Source organism: Dinghuibacter sp. (assembly GCF_035492835.1).
Lineage (GTDB): Bacteria > Bacteroidota > Bacteroidia > Chitinophagales > Chitinophagaceae > Dinghuibacter.
On the sequence record NZ_DATJIY010000001.1, the window covers coordinates 1 to 24,699 of the forward strand.

Consider the following 24,699-nt stretch of genomic DNA (forward strand, 5'->3'; position numbering starts at 1 on the left):
ATAATTTGATAGGACAATTCACTTTATGCGTGTGTTCGCCTTGCGTGCCTTCGCTTTGCTGGCTGTTGCTGCGTCGCTGACGTCCGGGTGCCGGCGATCCACGCCCGTCCTGGCGCGCTCGGCGTTATACGACATCGATTCGGTCCGGGCCGTAATGGCGGTGTCCGGGTCGGACAGCTTGCGCTGGGAAAGCTATCGTTCCGCGGCAGACACCGCGGCTTCCTGGGAGGCGGCTAGCGGGACGATGAAGAGCATTATTTGCAGGGCGCCATCGGCGGGGGGGTATTTCCAGCTGGGGAATATTTTGTTGCGGGGGCGGCAGTACCGGGAGGCGATCACGGCATTTAACATCGCGGGCGCCTTGCGCTTCGTTCCGTTATCGGAAGCCTATTATGGCTTGTGCGCGGCGTATGCCCAGCCGGATACGAGCCGGTCCTACGACATCTGGCTACCGGACTCCGCGGCCTATTACATGAAGATGGCATTGTCGGCCGGGTATGACCAGCCGCTGCGCTTTCTAAAAGACACGATTTTCACCTACCTGAGAGGCTGGGACCGGTTCATGAATGTATATGATTCGGTCAAAACGGCGGCGGTCGACGGGAAACAGCTGCGCTGGCATACCTTCCTGGCGGGCTTTCCGGAAGTGACCCTGCCGCTCACGATGGATACCTCATGGATGGAGCAGCAACGGGATTTTGCCCCCATCAGCACGGGCTTTGTCGATTTCCTCCCATCCCGGGACCGTGCGCACTGGAGCAGGGGGATGGAAGAAGCCATGTCTTATGTGGCCAAAATCCAGGGTAATTCCGCGTACACCGCCGTTATCTATATGGACTACGTATACAATGACATGGCATTTACACCGCCTCCACCCCCTTCACCGGATGCGAAGCTAAACAGCCTGATACGATCGTCCACTGAGTACGAGCTAATCACCTTCGGCCCGGATGGTAAGTGTATCGACCATCTGCCTGTCGCGGGACATTTCGGCTGGTCGCAGCCGTTGCTGACGTGCGTTATCGCGCCTTCGACGGACTTTACGGTCTCCGCGTTGCCCTTCCGGTATGTCGGTGCGGAATACGAGGGGAAGGTCGAGCGGCTTGCCGTGAGAGACGTGCGGCATTATCGCATCGACGCGGGCGGGCACTTCGTGCGGCTGTCGGGAGGCGGGGGGATGCGGGGCGCGCTGACGCGTGAATAAGCTCGCCGGTCAGGCGAAGTCTATGCCGATCCACTTGCGCTTTTTGCGCTCGAACTTATCGAAGTCGAATTTGTAGAGGCGGCCGGGGCGGTGGGGGACGTCGTCCTCGTATTCGCCTGTGTCGATGAGGAAGTCCATCGAAAAGAACTTTTTGCGGAAGTTGCGGCGGTCGAGACGTACGTCGAGGATGGCCTCGTAGAGGTTCTGGAGCTCGCGGAGGCTGAACTTGTCGGGCAGGAGGTTGATGCCCAGCGGGTGTTCCTGGATACGCTTCTGGAGCCAGGTGTAACAGGCCCGGACGATCTCCTGGTGGTCGAAGGCCATGTCGCGGACTTCGTTCGCATCGTGCCAGTGGAGGCTGTTGTCGAGCTTCCTCAGGGTGTGGTGGTGGATGTTGACGAGCGAACAATAAGCCATGGTGATGACGCGGCCGCCCGGGTGACGGCGGGGATCGCTAAAGGCGCGTACCTGTTCGAGGTAGATGTCGGACATACCGGTGCGCCCGAGGAATATGCGGTGCGCGGCGGCGTCCAGGGTTTCGTTGTCCTGTACGAAGTCCCCGAGCAGGGTCCACTTGCCTTCGAATACGGTCAGGTCGCTTTCAATAAGGAGCACTTTGAGGGCGTTGTCGTCAAACCCGAAGACCACACAGTCCACGGTGAGGGGGACTCGGGGGTATGAAGCAACAAGCTTTTGTATGTCACTGATCGGCATGTGTAGTGGGGCGAAGGTAAAGAATATCAGGGAAAAGGCTTAGCTTGCCGGGCATGGCGAACAAACAATCGGAAGCGAAGAGCGCTTCGAAGGTCGAAGGCACGGCGGATGTTCGGGTTACCTCGGAAGTGGGCCGTTTGCGGAAGCTGCTGGTACATAGTCCGGACAGCGGGCTGGGGAAGGTGGTGCCGTCCAAGGCGCAGGACTGGCTGTTCGAGGACATCGTCCACCTGGACACGATCAGGCGTAAGGAGTACGATTATTATACCAAAATCCTGCTGTATTTTCTCGACCCGGAGCGGATCCAGGGGAGGCTGTCGGAAATCGACGACGCGGGGCGCGGGTTCTATAAGCCGGGACGGCCGGGGTTTTTCAAATCGGACAAGGTGATCGAGCTCCAGTGGCTCCTGGCGGAAATCCTGGAGAACCGGGAAATCCGGATGCAGCTGATCGCCTCGGTCTGCGCCATAGAAAGCTGCTCGTTCCAGACGCAGGGGCGCCTGGTCGGCCTGACACCGTCACAGCTGGCGACGGTCTTTATCACGGGCAGCATCGACGAAAAGGAGATGCTCTTCCCCCCTATCCCGAATTTTATCTTCACCCGCGACATCGGTATCGTGATCGGGGAATATCTTTTATTGAATAAGCCGGCTAAAAAGGCGCGGACCCGGGAGGCGTTGTTATCGAAGTATATATTCTTTTATCACCCTTTCTTCGAAAGGCTTCGCCCCAACGTGCTGGAGCTGTCGGAGACCTTCCAGCACTTCCTCCTCCCCAAGGACGGGGACGAGAAAAAGGTAACCCTGGAGGGGGGCGACATCATGGTCGTTACGCCCGACCACGTGCTGGTGGGGGTGAGCGAGCGGACGTCGCTGGAGGCGGCCTACCAGGTCACGAACCTGCTGTTCGCGCGCGGCATCGTGTCCAAGGTGAGCATCGTACGGATCCCGAAGAAGCGGGACTATATGCACATCGACACGATCTTTACGCAGATAAAACGGAACGTTTGGGTGATGCTCGGCAACTTCTCCAAAAAGGCAATCACCAACGAGGACTCGGACCCGGTGCAGCGCATCCTGGAGGGCCGTCGAAAGGAGGACCAGCTGCATATTACGCAGTTCCGTCGGGACGACGTGGAGAACCCGGTTTACTTTTCCAACCTGGAAGACTTGCTGGTGGATGTCTCGCTTTCTGACTTGAGGTCGTCTGAGGAAACGGTGTTTATCTATTCCGGCAACAATGAGTTCCCGTTCGACGTGCGCGAACAATGGACCGATTCTTGCAATTTGCTGGCGTTGAAGGAAGGCGTGGTGTTGGGGTATGATCGCAATGACAAGACGGTGGAGGCCTTCCGTCGCGCCGGGTTTCAGACCCTGACGGCGGAGGAGGTGATCAATGGGTTGGAGCTCGGGACGCTGCACGTGGAGGAGATGACGGATACGTTGATCCTGATGCCGTCTTCGGAGCTGTCGCGGGCGCGGGGGGGATTTCATTGTATGAGTCTGCCGCTGTTGCGCGACGACCTTGACTAAAGCGGCGCCGCCTTCGGCGGCGCGGGGATTGATGCAAACGACTTCACATATCTTGATGATCCGGCCGGTGAACTTCGCGTTTAACGAGCAGACGGCCGTGAACAATGCGTTCCAGGAGAAGGCCACGGCGGATGCGCAGGCGGTCGCGGAGCGGGAGTTCGATGTCTTCGTGGCGCTGCTGCGGGATGCGGGGGTGGAGGTGCTGGTGGTGAACGATACGCCGGAGCCGTATACCCCGGATTCGATCTTTCCGAATAACTGGGTGTCCTTTCATACGGACGGGACGGTGGTGTTGTACCCAATGTTCGCGCCTAACCGGCGCCTGGAGCGGAAGCAGGAGGTGCTGGATGAGATCGCGCGGAATTTTGTGATACGCCGCCGGCTGGACCTGAGCGGGTGGGAAGCGAAATCGCGCTACCTGGAAGGTACGGGGAGCATGGTCCTCGACCGCGACCAGCGGATCGCCTATGCGTGTTTATCGCCGAGGACCGATATGGAGGTCCTGGAAGACTTTTGCGGGCGGATGGAATTCCAGCCGGTGACGTTCGCTGCCGCTGACGCCGGCGGACTACCTATTTACCATACCAACGTGATGATGTGCGTTGCGGACGCGTACGTGGTGATTTGCGCGGACGCGATCTCCAATGCGCGGGAGCGCGCGATGGTGCTGGACCAGATTCGTCTGTCCGGGAAGGCGGTTGTTTTGATCACACTTACGCAAATGGCGCGCTTTGCGGGGAATATGCTACAGGTATCGGGGGCTTCCGGGGAAAAGCTGTTGGTGATGTCGTCGCAGGCGTTTGGGTCGCTTACGGGGGAGCAGGTGGCTGTACTGGGGTCATATAACCGGATATTGCATGCGGACCTTTCTGCGATTGAGACGAATGGGGGCGGGAGCGCGCGGTGTATGATGGCGGAGGTGAGGTTGCCGGTGAAGAAGGATTAACGGCGCGGGCGACCACAGCGGCTCGTTAAAATAGCGCTATATTTTGGGGATGAAATGGCTCGCTTACCTCACTTTTGTTTTGATCACCGGGCTTGCCCACGGCCAGACGGGCGATGCGACGCTTATGGCGCGCATCATTCGATCGGGTGATGCGGCGCAGCTCGAGGCGCGGTTGAAAAAGGGCGCCGACCCTAATGCGGCGTTGGATGGATATACGCCGCTAATGCTGGCCGCGCTGAGCGGTACCCCTGAAGAAATGACGATCCTGTTGCACCACGGCGCCAGGGTGAATGACGTCAACCCCGATAGCCTGACGGCGTTGTGGTTCGCCATCCCTTCGGTAAAAAAGGCCTCGGTCTTGCTGGACCATGGCGCCAATCCCAACCTGTATTCGAAGGAAGGCTTTACGCCGCTGGTGAAGCTGGCGCACTTCGCCGGCTCGCTGCCCCTGCTCAGGCTGATGATCGCCCATGGCGCCGATCCACGGCACGCCGCGGGCGACAACACGTTGATGTATAACGCGGCCGCCACGGGGGACACCGCCCTGGTGGGCGCCCTGATCGGTCTGGGGTTGCCGGTCGACGACACGGCCTACGATGGGGACTACCCGATCAACCAATGTGTATACTACAGCGACTTCGGCGTCCTGACATTGCTCGTGGAGCATGGGGCCCGGGTCAACGTCGGGCTGCCCCGGGGGTTCCTGCCCAATACCGTGGGTATAACGCCCCTCATGACGGCGGCCGTCAGCAACGACCTGCGGGCGTGCGAGTACCTGCTGGAGCACGGGGCGGATGTGAACGCCCGGAACGCCACGGGTTATACGCCGCTGATGTTCGCCCAGATGTCCAATACCGACAATCCGGGGGTCACGAAGACTCTGATCGCCCGTGGGGCCAGGATCCGGGACAAGGCCAGGGACGGGATGGATGCCCTTACGCTGGCGCAGGTCAAAGGGAATACCGAATCGGTTCAACTGCTCAAACACTAAGATATGCTGGCAAAGACATACATAGCCGTGGCGGCTACCGCGTGCCTTGGGATGGGGCTTACACGCGTACATCCTCCCGCGGATACGGCGATCCGCGACGCGGTCGGTAAAAGCCTGCCGCTGCTGTTGAAAAGCGAACAGGTTTTTATTGCGCGGAGCCACGACCATTGTGCCTCGTGTCACCAGACGTCGATGACCGTGATGGTGGAGGGCTTGTGCGGGCAAAAAGGCGTGCCGGTGCGCGATACGTTCGCCGCGCAAAGGGTGGCGCTGATGGAGAACAACCTCGACGCGGTCGGCGACCTCAATCACATCAAAGGTTTTGTAGAGGCCAAGTTCATCAATCCGTATATGATGATGTCGTTGTACGCGGCAAAGACGCCCGCGGATGCGCGGACGGACAAGGCCGTCGACTATATGATCGGGCAACAGGACGCGGACGGCGGCTTCCACTCCGAACACAGCCGCCCTCCGCTGGAAGTGGGCAATGCCCACCTCACGGCGCTGTCGGTCAAGGCTATCCAGGCATATGCCAGCCCGTCAAAAAAGGCCCTGGTACAAACGGTGACCGGGAAGGCGCGGTCGTGGTTCTCGGCCCTGCAAACCGATGAACAGCAGGAGCTGGTATTCCAGCTGCTGGGGTTGTACTGGACCGGGGGGGCGAAGGCCGACCTGCAACGGGTCGCGGGACGCCTGCTGGCCCTGCAGCGGGCCGATGGCGGGTGGGCGCAGCTATCGACGCTCGCCAGCGATGCGTATGCGACGGGGCAGGCACTGTATGCGCTGGCGGAAAGCGGGGCGACGCGGGCCGATGACGCGGCTTTCCAAAAGGGCGTGCGCTGGCTGTTGGCCGATCAGGACGAGAGCGGGGCGTGGATCGTGCGGACGCGGACGTATCCGATACAGCCGTTCTTCAATTCGGATTTTCCGCCCTACGACGAAAATCAGTATATCTCGGCTACGGCGACGAACTGGGCGATGATGGCGCTGCTGAAGGCTCTGCCTGACAAGGGGGCGGTGGCGGGGGCCAGGGGGCGCGATGGCGGCGGGGCGGTGGCGGCGCGCTAGCGGTCCGCGAGGCCGAGCGTGCGGACGATGCCTTCGTCGAAGGATATGGGGTCGTAGCCCAATTCCCGGATCGCTTTATCGATGATAAAGCCGGTGCGGGGGGGGCGGCGGCCGGGCTGGGTGAAGGTCGAGGCGTCCACGCGGGTGAGGAGGGTTTCGTCGAGACCCAGGTGGCGGGCGGTGCGGAGCGCCATGTCGTAAGGCGTCATAAAGTCTTTCCCGGAAATATGATAGAGACCACGGGCGTTAAGCCGGACAACGGATTCGATGGCCAGGGCGAGGTCTTCGACGTAGGTGGGCGTGCGCCATTGGTCGCAGACGACCTGGATGCGTTTCCCCGATTCGAGGCTGGACCGTGTCCAGCTGATGATGTTGGAGCGCGTGCCGCTGAGCGGTGTACCGTAGACCAGTACCGTGCGGATGATGGACCAGTCCAGGGAAGCGGCCATGACACAGCGCTCGGCCCCCAGCTTGCTGCGGCCATAAGCGCTGATCGGGTTGGGCGTGTCTTCTTCCCGGTACGGCCCGGCGGCGCCGTCAAAGACGAAGTCGGTGGACACGAAGACGAAGCGGGCGCCGCGGGCGGCCGCGGCTTCGAGTAGGATTTGTGTGCCTTCCACGTTGACGCGGTAGCACTCCAGCGGGTCCTCTTCGCAAGGGTCGACCTGGGTCATGGCGCCGGCGTGGAGGATGACGGTGGGTTGCCAGCGGTCGAGGGTGTGCGCGACGTCCGCCGCGGAGGTGAAGTCCATGTCGGCGTATACATAGGAGGCGGTTCCGCCCCGGAGGGCCAGGTCTTCGGGGAAGTATAGCCGGCTCGGGCCCCTGCCGGTGGCCAGGACCTCCCAATGGTTTTCCACCAGGACTTTTACCAGGAACTGGCCCAGCAAACCGTTCGCGCCGGTGACGAGGATCATTTGAATTCCATTTCCAGGTTATACATCGTAAACGCCAGTATGTCGGCCGCCTCGTCGATGATCTTGGCGGTGGGCTTCCCGCCCCCGTGACCGGCCTTGCTGTCGATCCGGATCAGGACGGGGTTGGGGCCGGCGTTGCAGGCCTGGAGCCGGGCGGCGAACTTGAACGAGTGAGCGGGGACCACCCGGTCGTCGTGGTCGGCGGTCGTGACCAAAGTGGCGGGATAGGCGGTTCCGGGTTTGAGGTTGTGGTAGGGCGAATAACCATAGAGATAGGCGAAGTCTTCCTGTTTGTCGCTGCTCCCGTATTCGGTGACCCAGGCCCAGCCGATGGTGAACTTCTGGAAACGGAGCATGTCCATGACGCCGACCTGCGGGATCGCGACCTTGAAGAGGTCGGGCCGCTGGGTCATACAGGCGCCGATCAGCAAGCCGCCGTTGGAGCCGCCCTGGATGGCCAGGTGGGCGGTGCTGGTGTATTTTTCCTTGATCAGGTACTCGGCTGCGCCGATCATGTCGTTGAATACATTTTGCTTGTGGTGGAGCATACCCGCCTCATGCCAGGCTTCGCCGTATTCGCTCCCGCCGCGAAGGGAGACCTGGGCGTAGATGCCGCCCTGCTCCATAAATACCACGTTGGACACGCTAAAGGCGGGCGTCATGGCGATCTGGAAGCCGCCATAGCCATAGAGTTTCACCGGGTTGGCGCCATTGCGGACCATACCCTTGCGGTAGGTCAGGAAGATGGGCACCCGGGCGCCGTCCTTTGAGGTAAAGAAAACCTGGTCCGTCTGGTAGTCGTCCGGGTTGAACTTTACTTCCGCCTTCCGGAAAAGCGTGGTCTTCCCGCTGGCGATGTCGTAGTGGAAGATGCTCGGGGGGTAGGCGAAGGAGGTATAGGTAAAGAAGAAGTCTTTGTCGTCGTGCTCACCGCCAAAACCGCCGGCGGTGCCGATTCCGGGGAGCTTGATCTCGCGGACGAGCTCTCCTTTGTAGGTATATTGATAGACCTTGGTGGAGGCGTCTTTCAGATAGCTGGCGAAGAGATAACCGCCGCCGGTGCTGACGGATTGGAGGGCTTCGGGTTTTTCGGGGATGACGGTGAGCCAGTGATCCTTCTCGGGATGGTGGGGGTCGATGGAGACCAGGCGGTAGTTGGGGGCGCCGTCGTTGGTGAGGATGAGCAACCGGCCGCCATCGTTGTCGACAAAACTGGGTTGTGTCGCGAAGCCCGGAATAACGAGCGAAAAATCCTTTTCCCCCCCGGATAGATCCCTGGCCATCAGTTCGGCGCCGCTGGTGCCTTCGGAAGTCGACAGACACAGGAAGCGGTTGTCTTCGGTCGTAAAAGCGCCGACGGTGCGGAGCGGGTGGTCCTTGTCGGCATATACCAGCACGTCATCCGTCTGCGGCGTACCGATCTGATGGTAATATACCGTATGGAACTGGTTCTGGTTAACCATTTTGGTCTTTTCATCGGGCGTTGGATAGCGGCTGTAATAAAAGCCTTCATCGCCCAGCCAGGACAGACCGGTGAATTTGAGCCAGCGCAGGGTATCGGCGAGGTCCTGGCCGGTGACGACGTCCTTTATATAGGCTTCTTCCCAGTCGCTGCCGGACCGCGCGATCGAGTAGGCTGCGTACTTCCCGTTTTTTGAAAACGAGACGTTGTTGAGCGCCACGGTGCCGTCGGAAGAGAGCTTGTTGGGATCGAAAAACACCTCCGGCGTGCCGTCCGGGCCCTTTTGACGGTAGAGGACGCTTTGGTTTTGCAGACCGTCGTTTTTATAGAAGTAATACCAACCCGACTTGGCAAAGGGCGAGCTGTATTTCGGATAGTTGTACAAAGATTCGATACGCGCGTGTACCTTGTCCCGGTAAGGGATCCCGGACAGGTAGTCGTGGGTCACCTTGTTCTCGGATTCAACCCAGGCTTTGGTTTCGTCACTGTTGTCGTCCTCGAGCCAGCGATAGTTGTCGATCACTTTGGTGCCGAAATAGTCGTCGGTGACGGGACGAACGGGTGTCTGCGGATAGGGTATCTGTGCCGACAGTGAGGCAGATAACGTCATGCTGATAATGGTTAGATGTAAGGCAAATCTCATATGCAAGGAATTAATGGCAAATCCTTATTTTTGGGCGCCCGAAAGGCAAAATAAAAAATATTAATGGAGAAAAAGGTCACAAAGATTGGTGTTTTGACGTCGGGGGGCGACTCCCCCGGTATGAACGCCGCTATCCGGGCAGTGGTGAGAACGGGCTTGTACAATAACCTGGAAGTTTTCGGTATCACAAGGGGCTACATGGGCATGATCGACGACGACATCGTCCCGATGCACTCCCGTAGCGTCGCCAATATCATCCAACGCGGGGGCACGATCCTCAAGTCCGCGCGCTGCAAAGAGTTTTATGAGTTCCCGGGCCGGGAAAAGGCCTATAATAACCTCCGCAAACACGGGATCGAAGGACTGGTGGTCATCGGCGGGGACGGTTCCTTCCGGGGCGCGCAGAAGTTCGCCACCGAATTCGACATCCCCTGTATCGGTCTCCCCGGCACCATCGACAAGGATATGGCCGGGACGGATTTTACGATCGGTTTTGACACCGCTGTCAACACGGCGGTGGAAGCCATCGACAAGATCAGGGATACTGCGGATGCCCACGACCGTTTGTTTATTATAGAGGTGATGGGCCGGGATTCCGGGTACATCGCCCTGCACAGCGGGATCGCCACGGGAGCGGAAAACATCCTGATCCCCGAGGCAAAGACCAATATCGAAGACCTGATTGCGTCCCTGGAAGACAAACAGCGGCGTAAAAAGCTCGTCAACCTCATCGTCGTGGCCGAAGGCGACGAATTCGGCGGTGCCGAGGAAGTCGCCAAGGTGGTGCGCCAGCGCCTTCCGGACATGGACACCCGGGTCTGTATCCTGGGGCACATCCAACGCGGGGGATCCCCCTCCTGTATCGATCGCCTGGTGGCCAGCCGGCTGGGCTATGCCGCGGTGGAGTCGCTGATGGAAGGCCGGCACAACGTCATGATCGGCATCATCAACAACCGCTTGCACTACACGCCGCTGGACCTGGCCGTGAAAGCGAAACAAAAGATAGACAAGGAGTGGCTCAAGATCGTAAAAATCCTCGCGAGCTAAAACCCTCATAAACCAACCTTATGTCAAAAGCCGTCTCGAAGTACCTGCACCAGGATATGGATCAAAAAGCAGGCATAGAGCACACTTTCCACAAAACCAAGATCGTGGCCACTGTCGGGCCTGCTTGCGATACCTACGACAAACTGCTGGAGCTGGTCAAGGCCGGCGTCAACGTCTTCCGGTTGAATTTCTCCCACGGGAGCCAGGAAGACAAGGCCAATATCATAGGATACATCCGGAAGATCAACAAGACCGAACCGTACAACATCGCCATCCTGGGGGACCTGCAAGGGCCCAAGCTCCGCGTGGGCGACATCGAGGGCGGCTCCATGGTGATCAATAAGGGGGACATCCTGACCTTCACGTCCACGCAAAAGGTGGTGGGCAACAAGGAGCGTATCTACGTCTCCTACCCCAACCTCCACAACGATGTAAAGGTGGGTGAAAAGATACTGATCGACGACGGGAAGCTGGAAGTGGAGGTTACGTCGATCGAAGCCAACGGGGACGTAAAGGTCGTCGTCAATTATGGCGGCACCTTGTTGCCGAAAAAGGGCGTAAACCTGCCCGACACCGTGATCTCCCTGCCGGCCATGACCGAAAAGGACATCGCCGACCTGGAGTTTATCATCGCCCAGGAGCTGGACTGGGTCGCGCTCTCCTTTGTCCGTAAGGCAGAGGATATGATCGACCTCCGCCGGCGCGTCAACGAAAAGAACAGCACCATCAAGATCATGGCCAAGATCGAAATGCCCTCGGCCATGACCGACCTCCGCAATATCATCCTGGAATCCGACGGGATTATGGTAGCCCGCGGCGACCTCGGGGTCGAGCTCCCGGTGGAAAAGGTCCCGATGGCGCAGCGCGACATTATCCGTAAGTGTATCCACCGCGCCAAACCGGTGATCGTGGCTACGCAGATGATGGAGTCGATGATGGACAGGGTCAAGCCCAACCGCAGTGAAATAACCGACGTGGCCAACGCGGTGCTGGAAGGCACGGACGCGGTCATGCTGAGCGGCGAGACCGCCATGGGCCAACACCCCGCCCTGGTGGTGGAGACCATGAAAAAGATCATCCTCGAAGTCGAGCGCACCGAATACCGGTACAACCGCGAAGAGGACCTCAAGCCCCAACCCCATTCACCTTCGTTCCTGAGTGACGCGGTGTGCTACAACGCCTGTAAAAGCGCGCGGGACGTACACGCGGACGCGATCATAGGGATGACGCAAAGCGGGTATACCGGATGGATCCTCTCCAGCTACCGGCCGAAATCGCCCCTGTATGTGTTTACCAAGAAAGAGCACCTCGTCAACCAGCTGTCACTGAGCTGGGGCGTAAGGGCCTTTTTCTATAACGAGGAAACGAGCCTGGACGACATCATTACCGACCAGATCAACATCCTCAAGGGCCGCGGGTTCATCAACCCCGGGGACGTGGTGGTGAATACGGGTTCCACCCCGGTCGACCAGCACCTTCCGACGAACATCATGAAGATCACCAAGGTGAACTGAGATGTCCAAACAACTCTATTACATTGCGATCGTCTGCCCGCCTTTTGTCGACGAGGAGGTCCATACGCATAAGGTCTATATGCGGGATCGTTTCGGGTGCAAGGCGGCGCTGAAGTCGCCGGCGCACATTACGCTGGTGCCGTCGTTCCTGATGGAGAAACGGTTGGAGGATGACCTGGTGGAGACGTTGACGGCGTTCAAGCCGGCTGTCGAGCCCCTGGACCTGGAGCTGCACGGGTTCGACCACTTCGGGTCGGCGGTGATTTTTGTGCCGGTGGCTCCAAACGAGGGGCTGACGGCTTTGAAGGCGCTGCTGGAGGAACACCTGGCCGCGCACCCTTCCTTGGGTATCCGCCACGACTCCAAGGCGTTCTACGCGCACGTGACGATCGCCAACCGGGATTTGTCCGAAACCGACTTCCCGGCAGCCTGGGCGCACTTCGGGCCACTGTCGTACGAAGCGTCCTTTAAGGCAGCGTCCTTTTCCCTGCTCCAGCTGGAAGGGGCACATTGGGAAGTTGTGCATACGTTTGAATGGTAGGAGTATGGAGGCTTTCCCTTACATTTAGCCTCCAATTGCTTCCGCATGAGAATCTGCCTGGCTTTGCTCTGCCTGATTTTCTCCTCGTCCGCCTTTGCCCAGGATTTGGGCTGGGTGCGCGCGCACTATGTCAAGCGGGAAGCGTATGTGCGGATGCGGGACGGGGTGCGGTTGTTCACACAGATTTATTATCCGGTCGATAGCGGCGCGCATCACCCGATGTTGCTGATGCGGTCGTCGTATTCCGCGGCGCCATACGGAGCGGCCCTTAATGAAGCGCTGGGGGGGTCGTTTTGGCATCGGTTTATCCGGGCGGGGTATATCCTGGTCTTCCAGGATGTCCGCGGCGCCTTTATGAGCGAGGGTATTTTCGAGGATATAAGACCCTATACGGCGGGTGCCTCGGTCGACGAGGCGTCGGATGCGTATGATACCATCGACTGGCTGGTGCACAACGTGGCCGGCAACAACGGACGCGTAGGCGCGCTGGGTGTGTCTTATCCAGGGTTCTATGCGGCGATGACGGCGCTCTCGGGCCACCCGGCGCTAAAGGCGGTCAGCCCGCAGGCCCCCGTGACAAACTGGTTCATGGGGGACGACCTGCACCACAACGGGGCGTTTTGCCTGATGGATGCGTTCAGCTTCTACAGCATGATGGGTTACCCGCGGCCCAGCCTGACGACATCATTTCACAAAGCCTTTGACTTCCGGAGCGATGACAGTTATGACCTGTTTTTGCGCACCGGCGCCCTGCCGCATTTCGCGACGATGCTCGGGGATAGCGTGGCGTTCTGGGACTCGTTGTATGCGCATCCGAATTATGATGCGTGGTGGGCGGCGCGGGATGACAGACGGTACCTGGCCGGGGCGCATCCGGCGTTGCTCGTGGCCGGTGGGTTGTTCGACGCAGAGGACCTGTGGGGGACGTTGCACGTGCACGAGGCTGCCGGCGGCGACTTTGTGCTGGGGCCCTGGTACCATGGACAGTGGTCATCGCCGCGACCGGCGTTCGGGTTGGGTCATATACGGTTCGGGAGCAATACGGCGGCGTATTACCAGGATTCGATCGAGTTTCCGTTCTTTCAGCATTACCTCAACGACGGGGTGGATACGCCTGCGCGGGTGAACGTGTTTTTCACCGGGGAAAACGAGTGGCATAAGCTGGCGGCGTGGCCTCCGGTCTCGACGCCCATGCCGATGTACCTGCAGTCTTTCGGGGGACTGGGCGTTTCGCCCGATTCGGGGTACGCCTCATATGTGAGCGATCCGGCGCGGCCCGTGCCGTATACCGAAAACGTGGGTTTCGACCGCACGCGCGAATACATGGACGACGACCAGCGGTTCGCGGCGCGAAGGCCGGATGTGCTGGTGTATGAAACAGAGCCGCTGGCTTCCGATTTTCGCGTGGGGGGGCCGGTGCAGGTAGACTTGAGCGTCTCGATTTCGACCACGGATGCGGACTTCGTGGTGAAGCTGGTCGATGTGTACCCGGATGACTTCCGGGATACGGCGGTACGGTACCCGATGGGGGGATACCAGATGCTGGTGCGGGGGGATATTATGCGCGGGCGTTACCGGCGGAGCTTTTCGGCGCCGCTGGCGTTTACGCCGGGTTTGGGGACTTCCGTGCCGTTCACGTTGAATGACGTGGCGCATGTGTTTAAAAAGGGACACCGGATCATGGTCCAGGTACAAAGCAGCTGGTTCCCGTTGTTTGACCGGAACCCGCAGCGGTTTGTGGACATTTACCATGCGGCGGACAGCGACTTTGTGCGGTCGGAGATTCGTATTTACGGGGACTCCAGGATCGTCTTGCCTTTTATACCGGATTTGCCATAAACACCACATACATGAGAAACTATCTTTTTTTGTTGTTACTGCTGCCGGGCGTGGCCATGGCGCAGGATCACTCCGCGGACTCCGCCTGGTTCCGGGAGCACTACGTCAAGCACGAGTATTATATCCCGATGCGGGATGGGATACGGTTGTTCACGTCGGTGTACATGCCGGTCGACTCCGCGGGGGCGAACCACCCTATCCTGATGACGCGTACGCCTTACTCCTGCGCGCCTTACGGTCTGGAGGCCTACAGCGGGCGTTACTACCGGGGTTACCTGATGCAGTATGCCCGCGAGGGGTACATCTTCGTGACACAGGATGTACGCGGCGCCTGGATGAGCGAGGGGCAGTTCGTGGATATCCGGCCGTATAATCCGCATAAGAAGGGTACCGAAACGGATGAGGCCAGCGACACCTACGACGCCATCGACTGGCTGGTGAAGCACGTCCCGGGGAACAACGGGCGCGTCGGGGTGTTTGGCATTTCCTATCCGGGTTTTTATTCCACCATGGCGGCGCTCTCGGGACACCCCGCTTTGAAGGCGGTGTCGCCGCAGGCGCCGGTGACGGACTGGTTCCAGGGGGATGACTTTCACCACAACGGGGCGTTTTTTATCATGGACGGGTTTTCGTTCTATACGTCCTTTGGATTGCCGCGGCCAAAACCGACGACGGTCAGACCGCGCGGGATCCGTTTTCAAAGCGATGATAACTACGATTTGTACCTGAAGACCGGCTCGCTGGCGCACTTCGCGGCGCTGATGGGGGATAGCGTGGCCTTCTGGAAGGACCTCTATGCGCATCCCAACTACGACGCCTTTTGGCGGGCGCGGAACGACCGGCAGTTCCTGACGGACGTCAAGCCGGCGATGATGGAAGTGGGCGGATTGTTTGACGCGGAGGATTGCTTTGGGGCGCAGAACGTGTACAAGGCCATCGCCACGCAGAGTCGCGGCACCGACAACCGGCTGGTGCTGGGACCGTGGTACCACGGGGAATGGGCTTCGGGGAACGGGTGGTTCCTGGGGAATGCCCGGTTTGGGAGTAATACGGCGGAGTACTATGAGAAGAATATCGAGTTTAAGTTCTTTCAGCACTACTTGAATAACGGCACGGATACCTTGGCGCGGGCGAATGTGTTTTTTACGGGGGAAAATACGTGGCATCAGCTCGCGGCGTGGCCTCCGGCATTTTCGGAGCGCCGGTTGTATTTGGCGGGGTCTGGCGGGTTGTCGTTTGACGGTGCGTCTTCGGGTTATGACGAATACGTCAGCGATCCCGCCAAGCCGGTGCCCTATACCGAGGACGTGCACTTCCACCGGACGCGGGAATATATGACCGATGACCAGCGGTTTGCGGCGCGGCGGCCGGACGTGCTGGTGTACGAGACGGCGCCGCTGACGAGCGATTTGACGATCGCGGGGCCGATCGTGGCCGATTTGCAAACCAGCATTTCGACGACGGACGCGGATTATATCGTGAAGCTGATCGACGTGTTTCCCGATGACTTCCAGTACCCTTCGTCGTTTGTCGGCAATGGGACGCATTACCCCATGGGCGGCTATCAAATGCTGGTCCGAGGGGAAGTGATGCGCGGACGCTTTCGCAAGAGTTTTGCGGAGCCCGTAGCCTTTAAGCCGGGGGAAGTGACTTCCGTGCGCTACACCATGCCCGACGCGGCGCATACCTTCAAGGCGGGGCACCGGATCATGGTGCAGGTACAGAGCACCTGGTTCCCGTTGGTGGACCGGAACCCGCAACAGTTCGTGGACATCTATCACGCGGCCGACAGCGACTTTGTCAAGTCGACGATCCGTATCTATCACAGCTCTTCGATTATTTTACCGGTTTTACAATAAGTTCTTATGAAGAAGACCCTGATCGTCCTTTCTGTTTTTATTTGTTTTCGCGCTTCCGCGCAGCACCGGGTGAATATCGTGCCGGAGCCGGTGTCGGTGACCGAGCACGACGGTAGCTTTGTTTTGACGCCTGCCACCCGCCTGGTGGTGCGCGACGCTTCCTTGTCGGCAGAGGCTACGTATCTGAACGACTACCTGCAGCAGTATTATGGCTTCCGGCTGCCGGTGAGCACGCGTGCGGGAGCCGGCGCCATTACGCTTGGCACCACGTCGTCGGGTTTGACGAGCGACGAGGCATATTACCTGGACGTGAGCGCGAAGGGCGTGCGGATCGAGGGTCGCACGGCGGCGGGTGTTTTTTATGCGTTGCAAAGCCTCATCCAGATACTCCCGGACAGCGGGAGCTCGCTGGAGGTGCCGCTGGTGTCGATTGAGGACGCGCCGCGTTTTGCCTACCGGGGGTTGCACCTGGATGTGGGGAGGCACTTTTTCCCCGCGTCCTTTGTCAAGAAGTACATCGACCTCATGGCCCACTACAAGTACAATACCTTTCACTGGCACCTGACCGAGGACCAGGGGTGGCGGATCGAGATCAAGAAGTATCCGTTGCTGACGTCGGTGGGTTCGCAACGCGCGCAGACCGAAGTGGAAAAACACCTCGACCCGTTTGTGGGCGACGGGGTTCCGTACGGCGGGTTTTATACGCAGGACGAGATCAGGGATGTCGTTCGCTATGCTTCGTTGCGGCACATCACCGTGATCCCCGAGATCGAAATGCCGGGGCACGCGCTGGCGGCGCTGGCGTCGTATCCTTACCTGGGCTGTACCGGGGGGCCGTATGCCGTTGGCGAGCATTGGGGGGTGTATGACGACGTCTATTGCGCGGGGAACGACTCCGTTTTTTCTTTTATAGAAAACGTCCTGGACGAAGTGATGACCCTCTTCCCGTCTCATTACATCCATATCGGCGGGGACGAGTGCCCCAAGGTCCGTTGGAAAACGTGTCCGAAATGCCAGAAGCGGATGCAGGACCTCGGTCTCAAAAACGAGGAGGAGCTCCAGAGCTACTTCATCCAGCGGATCGAAAAGTACGTCAACAGCAAGGGACGCAGCATCATCGGCTGGGATGAGATCCTGGAAGGCGGGCTGTCGCCGAACGCCACGGTCATGAGCTGGCGCGGGGAACAGGGCGGTATCGCGGCGGCGCAGCAACACCACGACGTGATTATGACGCCGGGGAAGTGGATGTACTTCGACCACTACCAGGCGTCGCCGTCTACAGAGCCGCTGGCCATCGGGGGGTTCCTGCCGGTGGATACGGTGTATGGCTATGAACCCGTCGGGCCTTCTATTACGCCGGATTTGGCTTCGTATGTGCTGGGCGCGCAGGGAAACGTGTGGACGGAATATATGAAGACGTCGGACTACGTGGAGTATATGGTGTATCCGCGGGCGCTGGCGCTGGCGGAGGTGGACTGGACGCCGCGGGCGGTAAAGAATTATGATTCGTTCCTGGCGCGGGCGAGGGCTTCGCAGGAGAAGCTGCTGAAGAGGTGGCGCGTAAATTATGCAAAACAAATATTCCAATGAGACTACTCTGCTTGCTCTTGCTGGTTCCGGCCTTTGCGTTTGCTCAGGAGGGGCCTTATGTTCCGCCCACCGATACGGCGGTGCAACACAAAATTGCCTGGTGGCAGGACCTGAAATTCGGGTTGCTGATGCACTGGGGGCCGTATAGCGAATGGGGCGTGGTGGAGAGCTGGAGTATCTGCCCGGAGGACGAAGGGTGGACGCAGCGGCGCGGCCCTTATGCTAACGACTATTTCTCCTATAAGAAGGCCTACGAAAACCTGCAGACGACGTTTAATCCCACGTCCTTCGATCCGACCCGCTGGGCCTCCGCGGCCTGGGCGGCGGGGATGCGGTATGTCGTGTTTACCACCAAGCACCACGACGGGTTTTGTATGTTCGATACGCACGAGACGGACTATAAGGTGACGTCGCCGCATACGCCGTTCTCTTCATCGCCGCGGGCCAATGTCGCTTTGGAGGTGTTCAAAGCGTTCCGGACGCAGGGATTTGGCATTGGGGCGTATTTTTCAAAACCGGACTGGCACAGTAATGATTACTGGTGGTCCTATTTCCCGCCGCTCAACCGCAACGTCAACTATGACCCGGCTAAGTATCCGGCCCGCTGGCAGGCTTTTAAAGACTATACCTATAACCAGATCAAGGAGCTTATGAGCGGCTATGGCCGTATGGATATCCTTTGGCTGGACGGAGGTTGGGTGTGTCCGGATGCGGCGAATAAGCCGCCCCACTACAACCAGGACATCGACATGGCGCATATCTCCTCGATGGCGCGCGGGCTCCAACCCGGTCTGATCGTCGTCGACCGCGCCGTGGGCGGGCCGTACGAGAACTACCGGACGCCCGAGCAATCGGTGCCCGATCATCCCCTCTCCTACCCCTGGGAAACGTGTATGACCATGGGGGACAGCTGGAGCTATGTGCCGGGAGACCATTACAAACCGTCGTCTCAGCTGATCCATACGCTGATCCGGATCGTGGCCTGGGGCGGGAACTTCCTGCTAAACATCGGGCCGAGCCCGGCGGGTGATTTTGACACCGTCGCGTATGCGCGGCTGCGGGACATCGGGTCGTGGATGTCGGTCAACGGGTCGGCCATCTATGGGTCGCGGATGATGGCGCCCTACGGGCACGACAGGCTGTTCTATACGCGGTCGGCCGACAGCTCGACGGTGTATGCATTTTATCTGTCACCGGATAAGGTAGATACGGTTTCGCTACCGGCGACGATTACGCTAGAGGGGTTCACCATTGCACCGGGGTCTACCGTTACCTTGAATGGCGTCCGGATTCCTTTTTCGGGGTCGACGTTGCAGATTCCGCGGCGGTTGCAAACGGGTTTTGTCGGGCGGTATGCGGTCGTGTTTGCCATAAAGGCTCCGAAGCATGGGTAAGAAGCGTTTGTCCGGGGCGTTGCTATCGCTCCTCCTGCCGTTGGTGGTGTGGGCGCAGTCGCACACGTTGACGGATAACGGGCGGAAATTCGTCTTTACGGATAGCGCGGGGGTAACGGCGTCGTATGTGGGGTATTTCGGGACGGCGTTCAATCCGGGGACGCTGACGACCATCGACGGGCATGCTTTGCCGCCGCCGGATTCGGGACAAGTCGTGGTATACAACTTCTGGTTCGCGGCGTGTCCGCCCTGCGCGGCGGAGATCCCCACGCTCAACAGGGTGGCGGCCGCGTACAAGGACAGCCATGTTCGGTTCGTGGGGATCAGCTGGGATTCGCCCGAGCGGATTCGTTTGTTTCTGTCGTCCCATCCGTTTGAGTTCAAGCAGGTGTCTTTGAACCGGTCGATTGTCGATTCGCTAAAGAAGGTGTCGCTGTATCCGTGTACGATCATTACAGATCATCGTGGGCGGGTATCGTTTGTGCTGTTTGGACGGGCTTCCTCGTCAGGCACCGATGCTTTGTACCAGCTGTTGAATACACAAATAGATAAGGCCTTGAAAGATAATCCGAGATAACCGCGGAATCTCATGGTTTTTTTGTACATTAAGTAATACCATTAACTTAATGACTAACCATGAAACCTATGCTACGCACTTGGCGTTCAGTTGTTTTGCTGACCGCTGTTCTGACTTTTTTTGCGGGTGGAACGATCCGCGCCCAGGGGCCGACTCCCCTGGTAACCGTCCGGGAGGGTTTACCCGACACCAACAACGCCGTTTTCAGACAAGTGATTTATGGTAAGGGGCTTTTTGTGGCGTGTATGAAACACCCTGCGCGTCTGTATACTTCACGCGACGGGCTCCAATGGTCGGAGACGGCCAGCCCTCCGTTGGGACCGGATTCCGTCCTGGCCGACTTTTTCCAGAACGTATCCATCGCCTTTGGCGCCGGCCGTTGGGTCGTGACGTCGGACAGCGGCCGGATATATACGTCGGCGGACCTTTCGACGTGGACACGCGCGGCTTCGGGCACCACTCGGAACATCGGCGCCGTGCGCTATCTTCACGGGCTTTTTTATGCGGTGGGCGACTCCGCGACCTTTCTTTCCTCCCCCGACGGTTTGACCTGGACCAAAAGGACAACGGGTATCGGGAACCCCACGGCGCACTTCAACGGCGTCTATTACGGTAATGGCCACCTGGTGGTGACGGCCGACGTTCCGGCCACGCTCTATGACAGCTCGGCGGGGGGATGGACGGCGGATAGTTCCCGTTTGTCTTTCAACTTCGGGTTTGCGCGCGGACGGTTCTATTTGTTTAGCAACGATTCATCGCTGGTCAGCACCGACCTGCGCCACTGGTCCCCTATTGCGGTGTCGCCGACCGCCGGAGAGTGCTATGACGTATTTGGAGACGACACGCGCGTCTATATATCCAGTTTTCGCAACGACACGGTCGATGCGGTTCGGGTGTCGGCTTCCGAGGACGGTATCCGTTTTGGCCCCGCTTATCGCACCGTGCTGAGCGAACCCGCCCACGGAGCTTATTTTAACCACCGGTATTTCCTCTTTGACGGCGCCGGGGCCGGCCCCATGGCTGTATCGACGGATGGGCTGCATTATGCCATCGCGGGTAGCAACGCCGCCTATCTGGCCACTAATGGCCGGAACTATGTAAAGCTTAGCGTGACCGCGGACGCGAGCTATCTGTATGGCTCGACCGATGGCGCGAGCTGGACGCTCGCGTATACGGCTCCGGGCGCGCAGGGGCTTATATACGACGGCACGCAGTTCTGGGCGATCGGTACCAAAACCTACACATCGGCCGATGGGCACACCTGGACGGACAGGGGGGCGTCCGGACACGCGTTCATGGGTATGTCTTACGGTAATGGTCATTATATCGCATGGGCGTCGAATGGCCCTTTTTCGGAAACCGACTCGTTGTTTTATGGCACGGACGGGCTTACCTGGTCGCCCTCCGCTATCCCAACCTATTCGCCCGGCCCGCGGCAGCTTCCCGCGCCGGTGCCCTTCGGCACCGCTTTAAGGGCCCACTTCCTGAACGGCGAATTCTACGTGATCGGTTCCAATGGCATCCTCTTGTATTCCACCGACGGGAGCAGCTATGGTACTACTTATGTCGGGGGTAATGCACCGTTCATCGCCGACATTGCCTATGATGCCGACAGCGCCAGGTTTTATTTGTTCGGCGTGATCAGCACCGATGTGGACCAGACGCCCCAGATGATGCCGTGGACCGAAATATTGACCGATCCTACCACCAACACCTATAACATCATCCTGGATACCCTTTATGGCATTCCAGCCAGCGTGCAAGCGTTCAATTTCTCCTCCGTATTCTACAGCCACGGGCACTTTATAAGCTCCATCGACAACCATGACTACCCGCAGCAAGGTTATCTGTTGTGGTCCGCCGATGGCGTCCATTGGGGTAGTAGCGTGCTGGATCGTCCCACGCAATTTACCAGCGCCGTTACCGGGAAGGACACCTTCCTCCTGGAGGGGTACTATAACCTGGAAGTCCTAGCCCTTTTTGCTTCACCGCATTCCAGGCTGCTGAACTTCCGGGCGGTGGCGGAAAACAACACCCGGGCGGTGCTTTCGTGGGAGACGACGTCCGAGCTGGGCAGCCAGCGATTTGTGGTGGAAAGATCCACGGAGACGTCGGGCTGGGACAGCATCGGCGTGGTCGCCGCAGCGGGTAGCAGCGATGGGTTCCGGCACTATTCCTTCACCGACGAGGCTCCTTTAGTGGGCGCCGATTCTTACCGGCTGGTTCTCGTGAATGTGGACAACAGCACGCAAACCAGCGACATCAGGCATCTGTTCTTTGACAAGCCGCCGGTCTGGGTCGTCTATCCCAACCCATTTGCCGACTGGCTCGTCATCCAGCGGAGCGCTGAAGAAGGGAAGGAGGAGCCGGCCGCTACCGTAATGCTATACGATGCCATGGGTCGGCTGGTGCTGGAGAAGGTGCTGACCGGGACCAGCGTGAGGCTGGAGACGGGGCGACTGGCTTTTGGGTTCTATCAGTTAGTGATACGGGAGACCCAAGGCGTGGTATACCACAAAGAGTTGCTCCATTTTTGGTGATCTATGGGCGGCGGGCAGCGCGCAATGGGCAACGCCTAAAACAGGGACGGCGTCCAGTAGAAGAGCACGGTCATCCAGGTGCGGCCGGTCAATACCCATAGGACAAAGCACGCTAAGGTGACCAGAAGGATAATCCGGCCCTGCTGCCGCTCTTTTGCCGTATAGACGTGGACGCGCTGGCCGTTGGGTAACGTTTTTTTTGCGGCTATCAGCACGTAACCTAGGATCAAACCCAGGATGCCACCGGTGAGGGCGGCGCAGTATCCGATAATGACCCAGCCGAGGTGCATTTTTTCGGGTTTGGCCAGGGTGTGTATCCTTTGTTGCCGGATGGTTGCCTCTTGTTCACCGGTGACGGGCTTTCCGCGTTGGGCGAGGAGTTGTTTGGCCAGGGCGTAGTCCAGCGGGCTCCATTCGTCGGGGTGTTGGATGACGTTCGTCAGCTCCCCATCGGTAAAGGAAAACAGGTAGTAATCCGGGTCGAGGTGGCTCAATTGTGACTGGTAGAAGTCTTCGAGGACCTTACGGGCCCGGGTGAAGTCGGCGGGCGCCACCTGTAACAGGGCGGTCGCTTCGTAGTGGGTGTTGGCAAAGCTGGCGTCAAATACCGGTTTGTCGTCGACGACCTTGGCGGGGATGCCATGGGCCTCGAGCTCTCCGGCGATCGCGGCGGCGAGGGCAGGGTCGGTGAACTTTTCGAAGGTGAGGAAGGAGTCGGGCATTGGGTTGAAGATAATAACTTCCGGGGAGATGCCTATGGTTCGGGGGCGCCGGAGAAGTGAAACCAGTTGACATCGACGAAGCCCGGGGTGGCGGTTTGTTGCGTGTTATAGTTGAATAGCATGAACCGGTTGGCGGTCCAGTCGAGGCCGAGCTGCATGGGCAATGGGCTGCCGAAGCTTTTGTACCGTTTGCCGTCGAGGCTGTAGGAAAACGTTGCGATGAAGCCCTTGTCGGTGGCATAGGCGCGCAGCCATATCGTGGATTGTCGTATGGGAAGGCTGTCGATTACACGCCCATCGAGGACCATCAGGAGGCGGCGGGCGCCGTTCCGTTGTCCGATGCCGATAAAGGCGTAGGGTTTTTCGAATACGGCCACGCCGGCGATGTCACCGTCCCTCATGTTCTTTATGTCGACTTCGGCGGTGCCGGACGATTGAGGCCCCTGCACGCGTTGGGTCAGGGAATTGCGGGCCATCGTGAGGTCGGGCGCGAAACCGGCGTGTAGCCGGAGGTACCCGGGACGCTCGGCCAGCGACCATTTGCGGTTGTCCGGGTTGTGGTTCCATTGCCACTGGAGGCCCAGGCGGGGGCTGTCGAACCCGTCGGAGGTCGCGGGAACGCGGATGGGATAAGATTTGCCTACGTCGGGTTTGGGATAGGTGACGACACCTTTGCCGTTGCCGTCGCGGCCGAGCATGGGCCAGCCGTCCTTCCAGACGACGGGCTCCAGGTGAGGGACGCGGCCGATGGGACCGCGGTCCTGCATGATGATGAACCACCACGTGCCGTTTTTGAGTTGCACCATGCCGCCCTGGTGAAGGCCATTCGGCGGGTAGGAGCCGTCATCGTGGACGATCGTCTTGTATTCGTAGGGGCCGTAAATACTCTTGCTGCGCAGACAGATTTGCCATCCTTCGGTTCCACCCGCGGGGCAGGTGATGTAATAGCAGCCGTCGATCTTGTACACATGCGATCCTTCCATGCCGAAGCTATGACCGGGCACGCCGTCGCTGTCGAAGCCGGTGCTCCATATCTTCACGCGCGGCGACTTTACAGAAAGGGCGTCGCTGTTGAGCTCGGTGAGGTATATTGTACCCTGGCCGTGGACGACGTAGACCTTGCCGTCGTCGTCGAAGAACAGACCAGGGTCGTACAGGTATTCCGGGAAGATGGTCCGCTTCCAGGGGCCTCGCACGTCGTCGGCGACACACATCGAAAAATGGCCTTGCGCGCCGAGGCCGTTGGGCGTGCAAAAGCCGACATAGAATTTCCCGTGGTGGTAGCGGAGGGTATTCGCCCAGGAACCGTTGAGGTACAGGGCGCCCCCCTTCATGTCATAGCGTGGGTCTTCGTTGTAACGATCCAAGGCGTAGCCGGCCATTTCCCAGTTCACCAGGTCTTTTGAATGCAGGATAGGGCTGCCCGGCACGTAGTGCATGCTGGTGGAAACCAGGTAGAAGTCGTCCCCTACCCTGATGACGTCGGGGTCGGGCCAGTCGCCCCACAGGAGGGGGTTGGTGAAGGTGCCGTTTCCGTTGTCGGGGGTGTAGACTTGTTGGGCTTTCGCGGCGGCGACGAGCATCGTGATCACCAGGGCC

The 24,699-nt window shown here is 59.2% G+C and carries 19 protein-coding genes; 14 read left to right on the forward strand and 5 right to left on the reverse strand.

Going from position 1 to position 24,699, the window contains the following annotated elements; genetic code table 11:
* The first annotated feature begins 25 nt into the window (after positions 1-25).
* On the forward strand, positions 26-1,204 hold the full coding sequence (locus VL547_RS00005; RefSeq protein ID WP_325573821.1) for a hypothetical protein: 1,179 nt from the start codon (positions 26-28) through the stop codon (positions 1,202-1,204).
* 9 nt (positions 1,205-1,213) lie between these two features.
* Here the strand turns inward: VL547_RS00005 and VL547_RS00010 are convergent, their stop codons facing one another.
* Positions 1,214-1,918 (reverse strand): NUDIX hydrolase, encoded by a 705-nt coding sequence (locus VL547_RS00010; protein WP_325573823.1) that lies wholly within the window; start codon positions 1,916-1,918, stop codon positions 1,214-1,216.
* A gap of 53 nt (positions 1,919-1,971) precedes the next feature.
* Here VL547_RS00010 and VL547_RS00015 point away from each other — a divergent pair, with 53 nt between their 5' ends.
* The 4 genes from VL547_RS00015 to VL547_RS00030 are packed head-to-tail and all read left to right on the forward strand — an operon-like array spanning position 1,972 to position 6,455.
* The gene (locus VL547_RS00015) at positions 1,972-3,450 is read left to right on the forward strand and encodes an arginine deiminase family protein (protein WP_325573825.1); all 1,479 of its coding nucleotides are present in this window, start codon (positions 1,972-1,974) and stop codon (positions 3,448-3,450) included.
* A gap of 55 nt (positions 3,451-3,505) precedes the next feature.
* The gene (gene ctlX, locus VL547_RS00020) at positions 3,506-4,396 is read left to right on the forward strand and encodes a citrulline utilization hydrolase CtlX (RefSeq protein WP_414648325.1); all 891 of its coding nucleotides are present in this window, start codon (positions 3,506-3,508) and stop codon (positions 4,394-4,396) included.
* A 49-nt stretch (positions 4,397-4,445) separates the two neighbouring features.
* Positions 4,446-5,387 carry an ankyrin repeat domain-containing protein gene (locus tag VL547_RS00025; protein WP_325573830.1) on the forward strand — a complete coding sequence of 314 codons (942 nt, stop codon included), beginning with the start codon at positions 4,446-4,448 and terminating at the stop codon, positions 5,385-5,387.
* A 3-nt stretch (positions 5,388-5,390) separates the two neighbouring features.
* A complete protein-coding gene (locus VL547_RS00030) occupies positions 5,391-6,455 on the forward strand; it encodes a hypothetical protein (RefSeq protein ID WP_325573832.1) in 1,065 nt (354 codons plus the stop codon).
* Here the strand turns inward: VL547_RS00030 and VL547_RS00035 are convergent.
* On the reverse strand, positions 6,452-7,372 hold the full coding sequence (locus VL547_RS00035; RefSeq protein ID WP_325573834.1) for an SDR family oxidoreductase: 921 nt from the start codon (positions 7,370-7,372) through the stop codon (positions 6,452-6,454). The genes VL547_RS00030 and VL547_RS00035 overlap by 4 nt on opposite strands.
* Entirely contained in the window at positions 7,369-9,444 is a 2,076-nt protein-coding gene (locus VL547_RS00040) for a prolyl oligopeptidase family serine peptidase (RefSeq protein ID WP_325573836.1), read from the reverse strand. Before VL547_RS00040 ends, VL547_RS00035 begins: the two co-directional genes overlap by 4 nt.
* Before the next feature lie 96 nt (positions 9,445-9,540).
* Between VL547_RS00040 and pfkA the strand changes: the two genes are divergently transcribed.
* The 9 genes from pfkA to VL547_RS00085 all read left to right on the forward strand — a co-directional run bounded on the left by pfkA (position 9,541) and on the right by VL547_RS00085 (position 22,378).
* Positions 9,541-10,524: a 6-phosphofructokinase gene (gene pfkA, locus VL547_RS00045; protein WP_325573838.1), complete on the forward strand. Its 984-nt coding sequence runs from the start codon at positions 9,541-9,543 to the stop codon at positions 10,522-10,524.
* Between the two features lie 20 nt (positions 10,525-10,544).
* Positions 10,545-12,038: a pyruvate kinase gene (pyk, locus tag VL547_RS00050; protein ID WP_325573840.1), complete on the forward strand. Its 1,494-nt coding sequence runs from the start codon at positions 10,545-10,547 to the stop codon at positions 12,036-12,038.
* A 1-nt stretch (position 12,039) separates the two neighbouring features.
* Positions 12,040-12,579 (forward strand): 2'-5' RNA ligase family protein, encoded by a 540-nt coding sequence (locus VL547_RS00055; RefSeq protein ID WP_325573842.1) that lies wholly within the window; start codon positions 12,040-12,042, stop codon positions 12,577-12,579.
* A gap of 45 nt (positions 12,580-12,624) precedes the next feature.
* A complete protein-coding gene (locus tag VL547_RS00060) occupies positions 12,625-14,418 on the forward strand; it encodes a CocE/NonD family hydrolase (protein WP_325573844.1) in 1,794 nt (597 codons plus the stop codon).
* An 11-nt stretch (positions 14,419-14,429) separates the two neighbouring features.
* Positions 14,430-16,277 carry a CocE/NonD family hydrolase gene (locus VL547_RS00065; RefSeq protein WP_325573846.1) on the forward strand — a complete coding sequence of 616 codons (1,848 nt, stop codon included), beginning with the start codon at positions 14,430-14,432 and terminating at the stop codon, positions 16,275-16,277.
* Positions 16,278-16,283: 6 nt separating this feature from the next.
* A complete protein-coding gene (locus VL547_RS00070) occupies positions 16,284-17,867 on the forward strand; it encodes a beta-N-acetylhexosaminidase (RefSeq protein WP_325573848.1) in 1,584 nt (527 codons plus the stop codon).
* Positions 17,864-19,261 (forward strand): alpha-L-fucosidase, encoded by a 1,398-nt coding sequence (locus tag VL547_RS00075; protein WP_325573850.1) that lies wholly within the window; start codon positions 17,864-17,866, stop codon positions 19,259-19,261. Before VL547_RS00070 ends, VL547_RS00075 begins: the two co-directional genes overlap by 4 nt.
* Positions 19,254-19,838 carry a TlpA disulfide reductase family protein gene (locus VL547_RS00080; protein ID WP_325573852.1) on the forward strand — a complete coding sequence of 195 codons (585 nt, stop codon included), beginning with the start codon at positions 19,254-19,256 and terminating at the stop codon, positions 19,836-19,838. Before VL547_RS00075 ends, VL547_RS00080 begins: the two co-directional genes overlap by 8 nt.
* 68 nt (positions 19,839-19,906) lie before the next feature.
* Positions 19,907-22,378, forward strand: coding sequence for a T9SS type A sorting domain-containing protein (locus tag VL547_RS00085; protein WP_325573853.1), 2,472 nt, complete (start codon positions 19,907-19,909; stop codon positions 22,376-22,378).
* A gap of 35 nt (positions 22,379-22,413) precedes the next feature.
* Here VL547_RS00085 and VL547_RS00090 read toward each other — a convergent pair whose 3' ends face one another.
* Both VL547_RS00090 and VL547_RS00095 read right to left on the reverse strand, forming a co-directional pair.
* The gene (locus tag VL547_RS00090) at positions 22,414-23,100 is read right to left on the reverse strand and encodes a hypothetical protein (RefSeq protein ID WP_325573855.1); all 687 of its coding nucleotides are present in this window, start codon (positions 23,098-23,100) and stop codon (positions 22,414-22,416) included.
* A 32-nt stretch (positions 23,101-23,132) separates the two neighbouring features.
* The coding region (locus VL547_RS00095) for a glycoside hydrolase 43 family protein (protein ID WP_325573857.1) at positions 23,133-24,699 on the reverse strand (1,567 nt) is incomplete at its 5' end.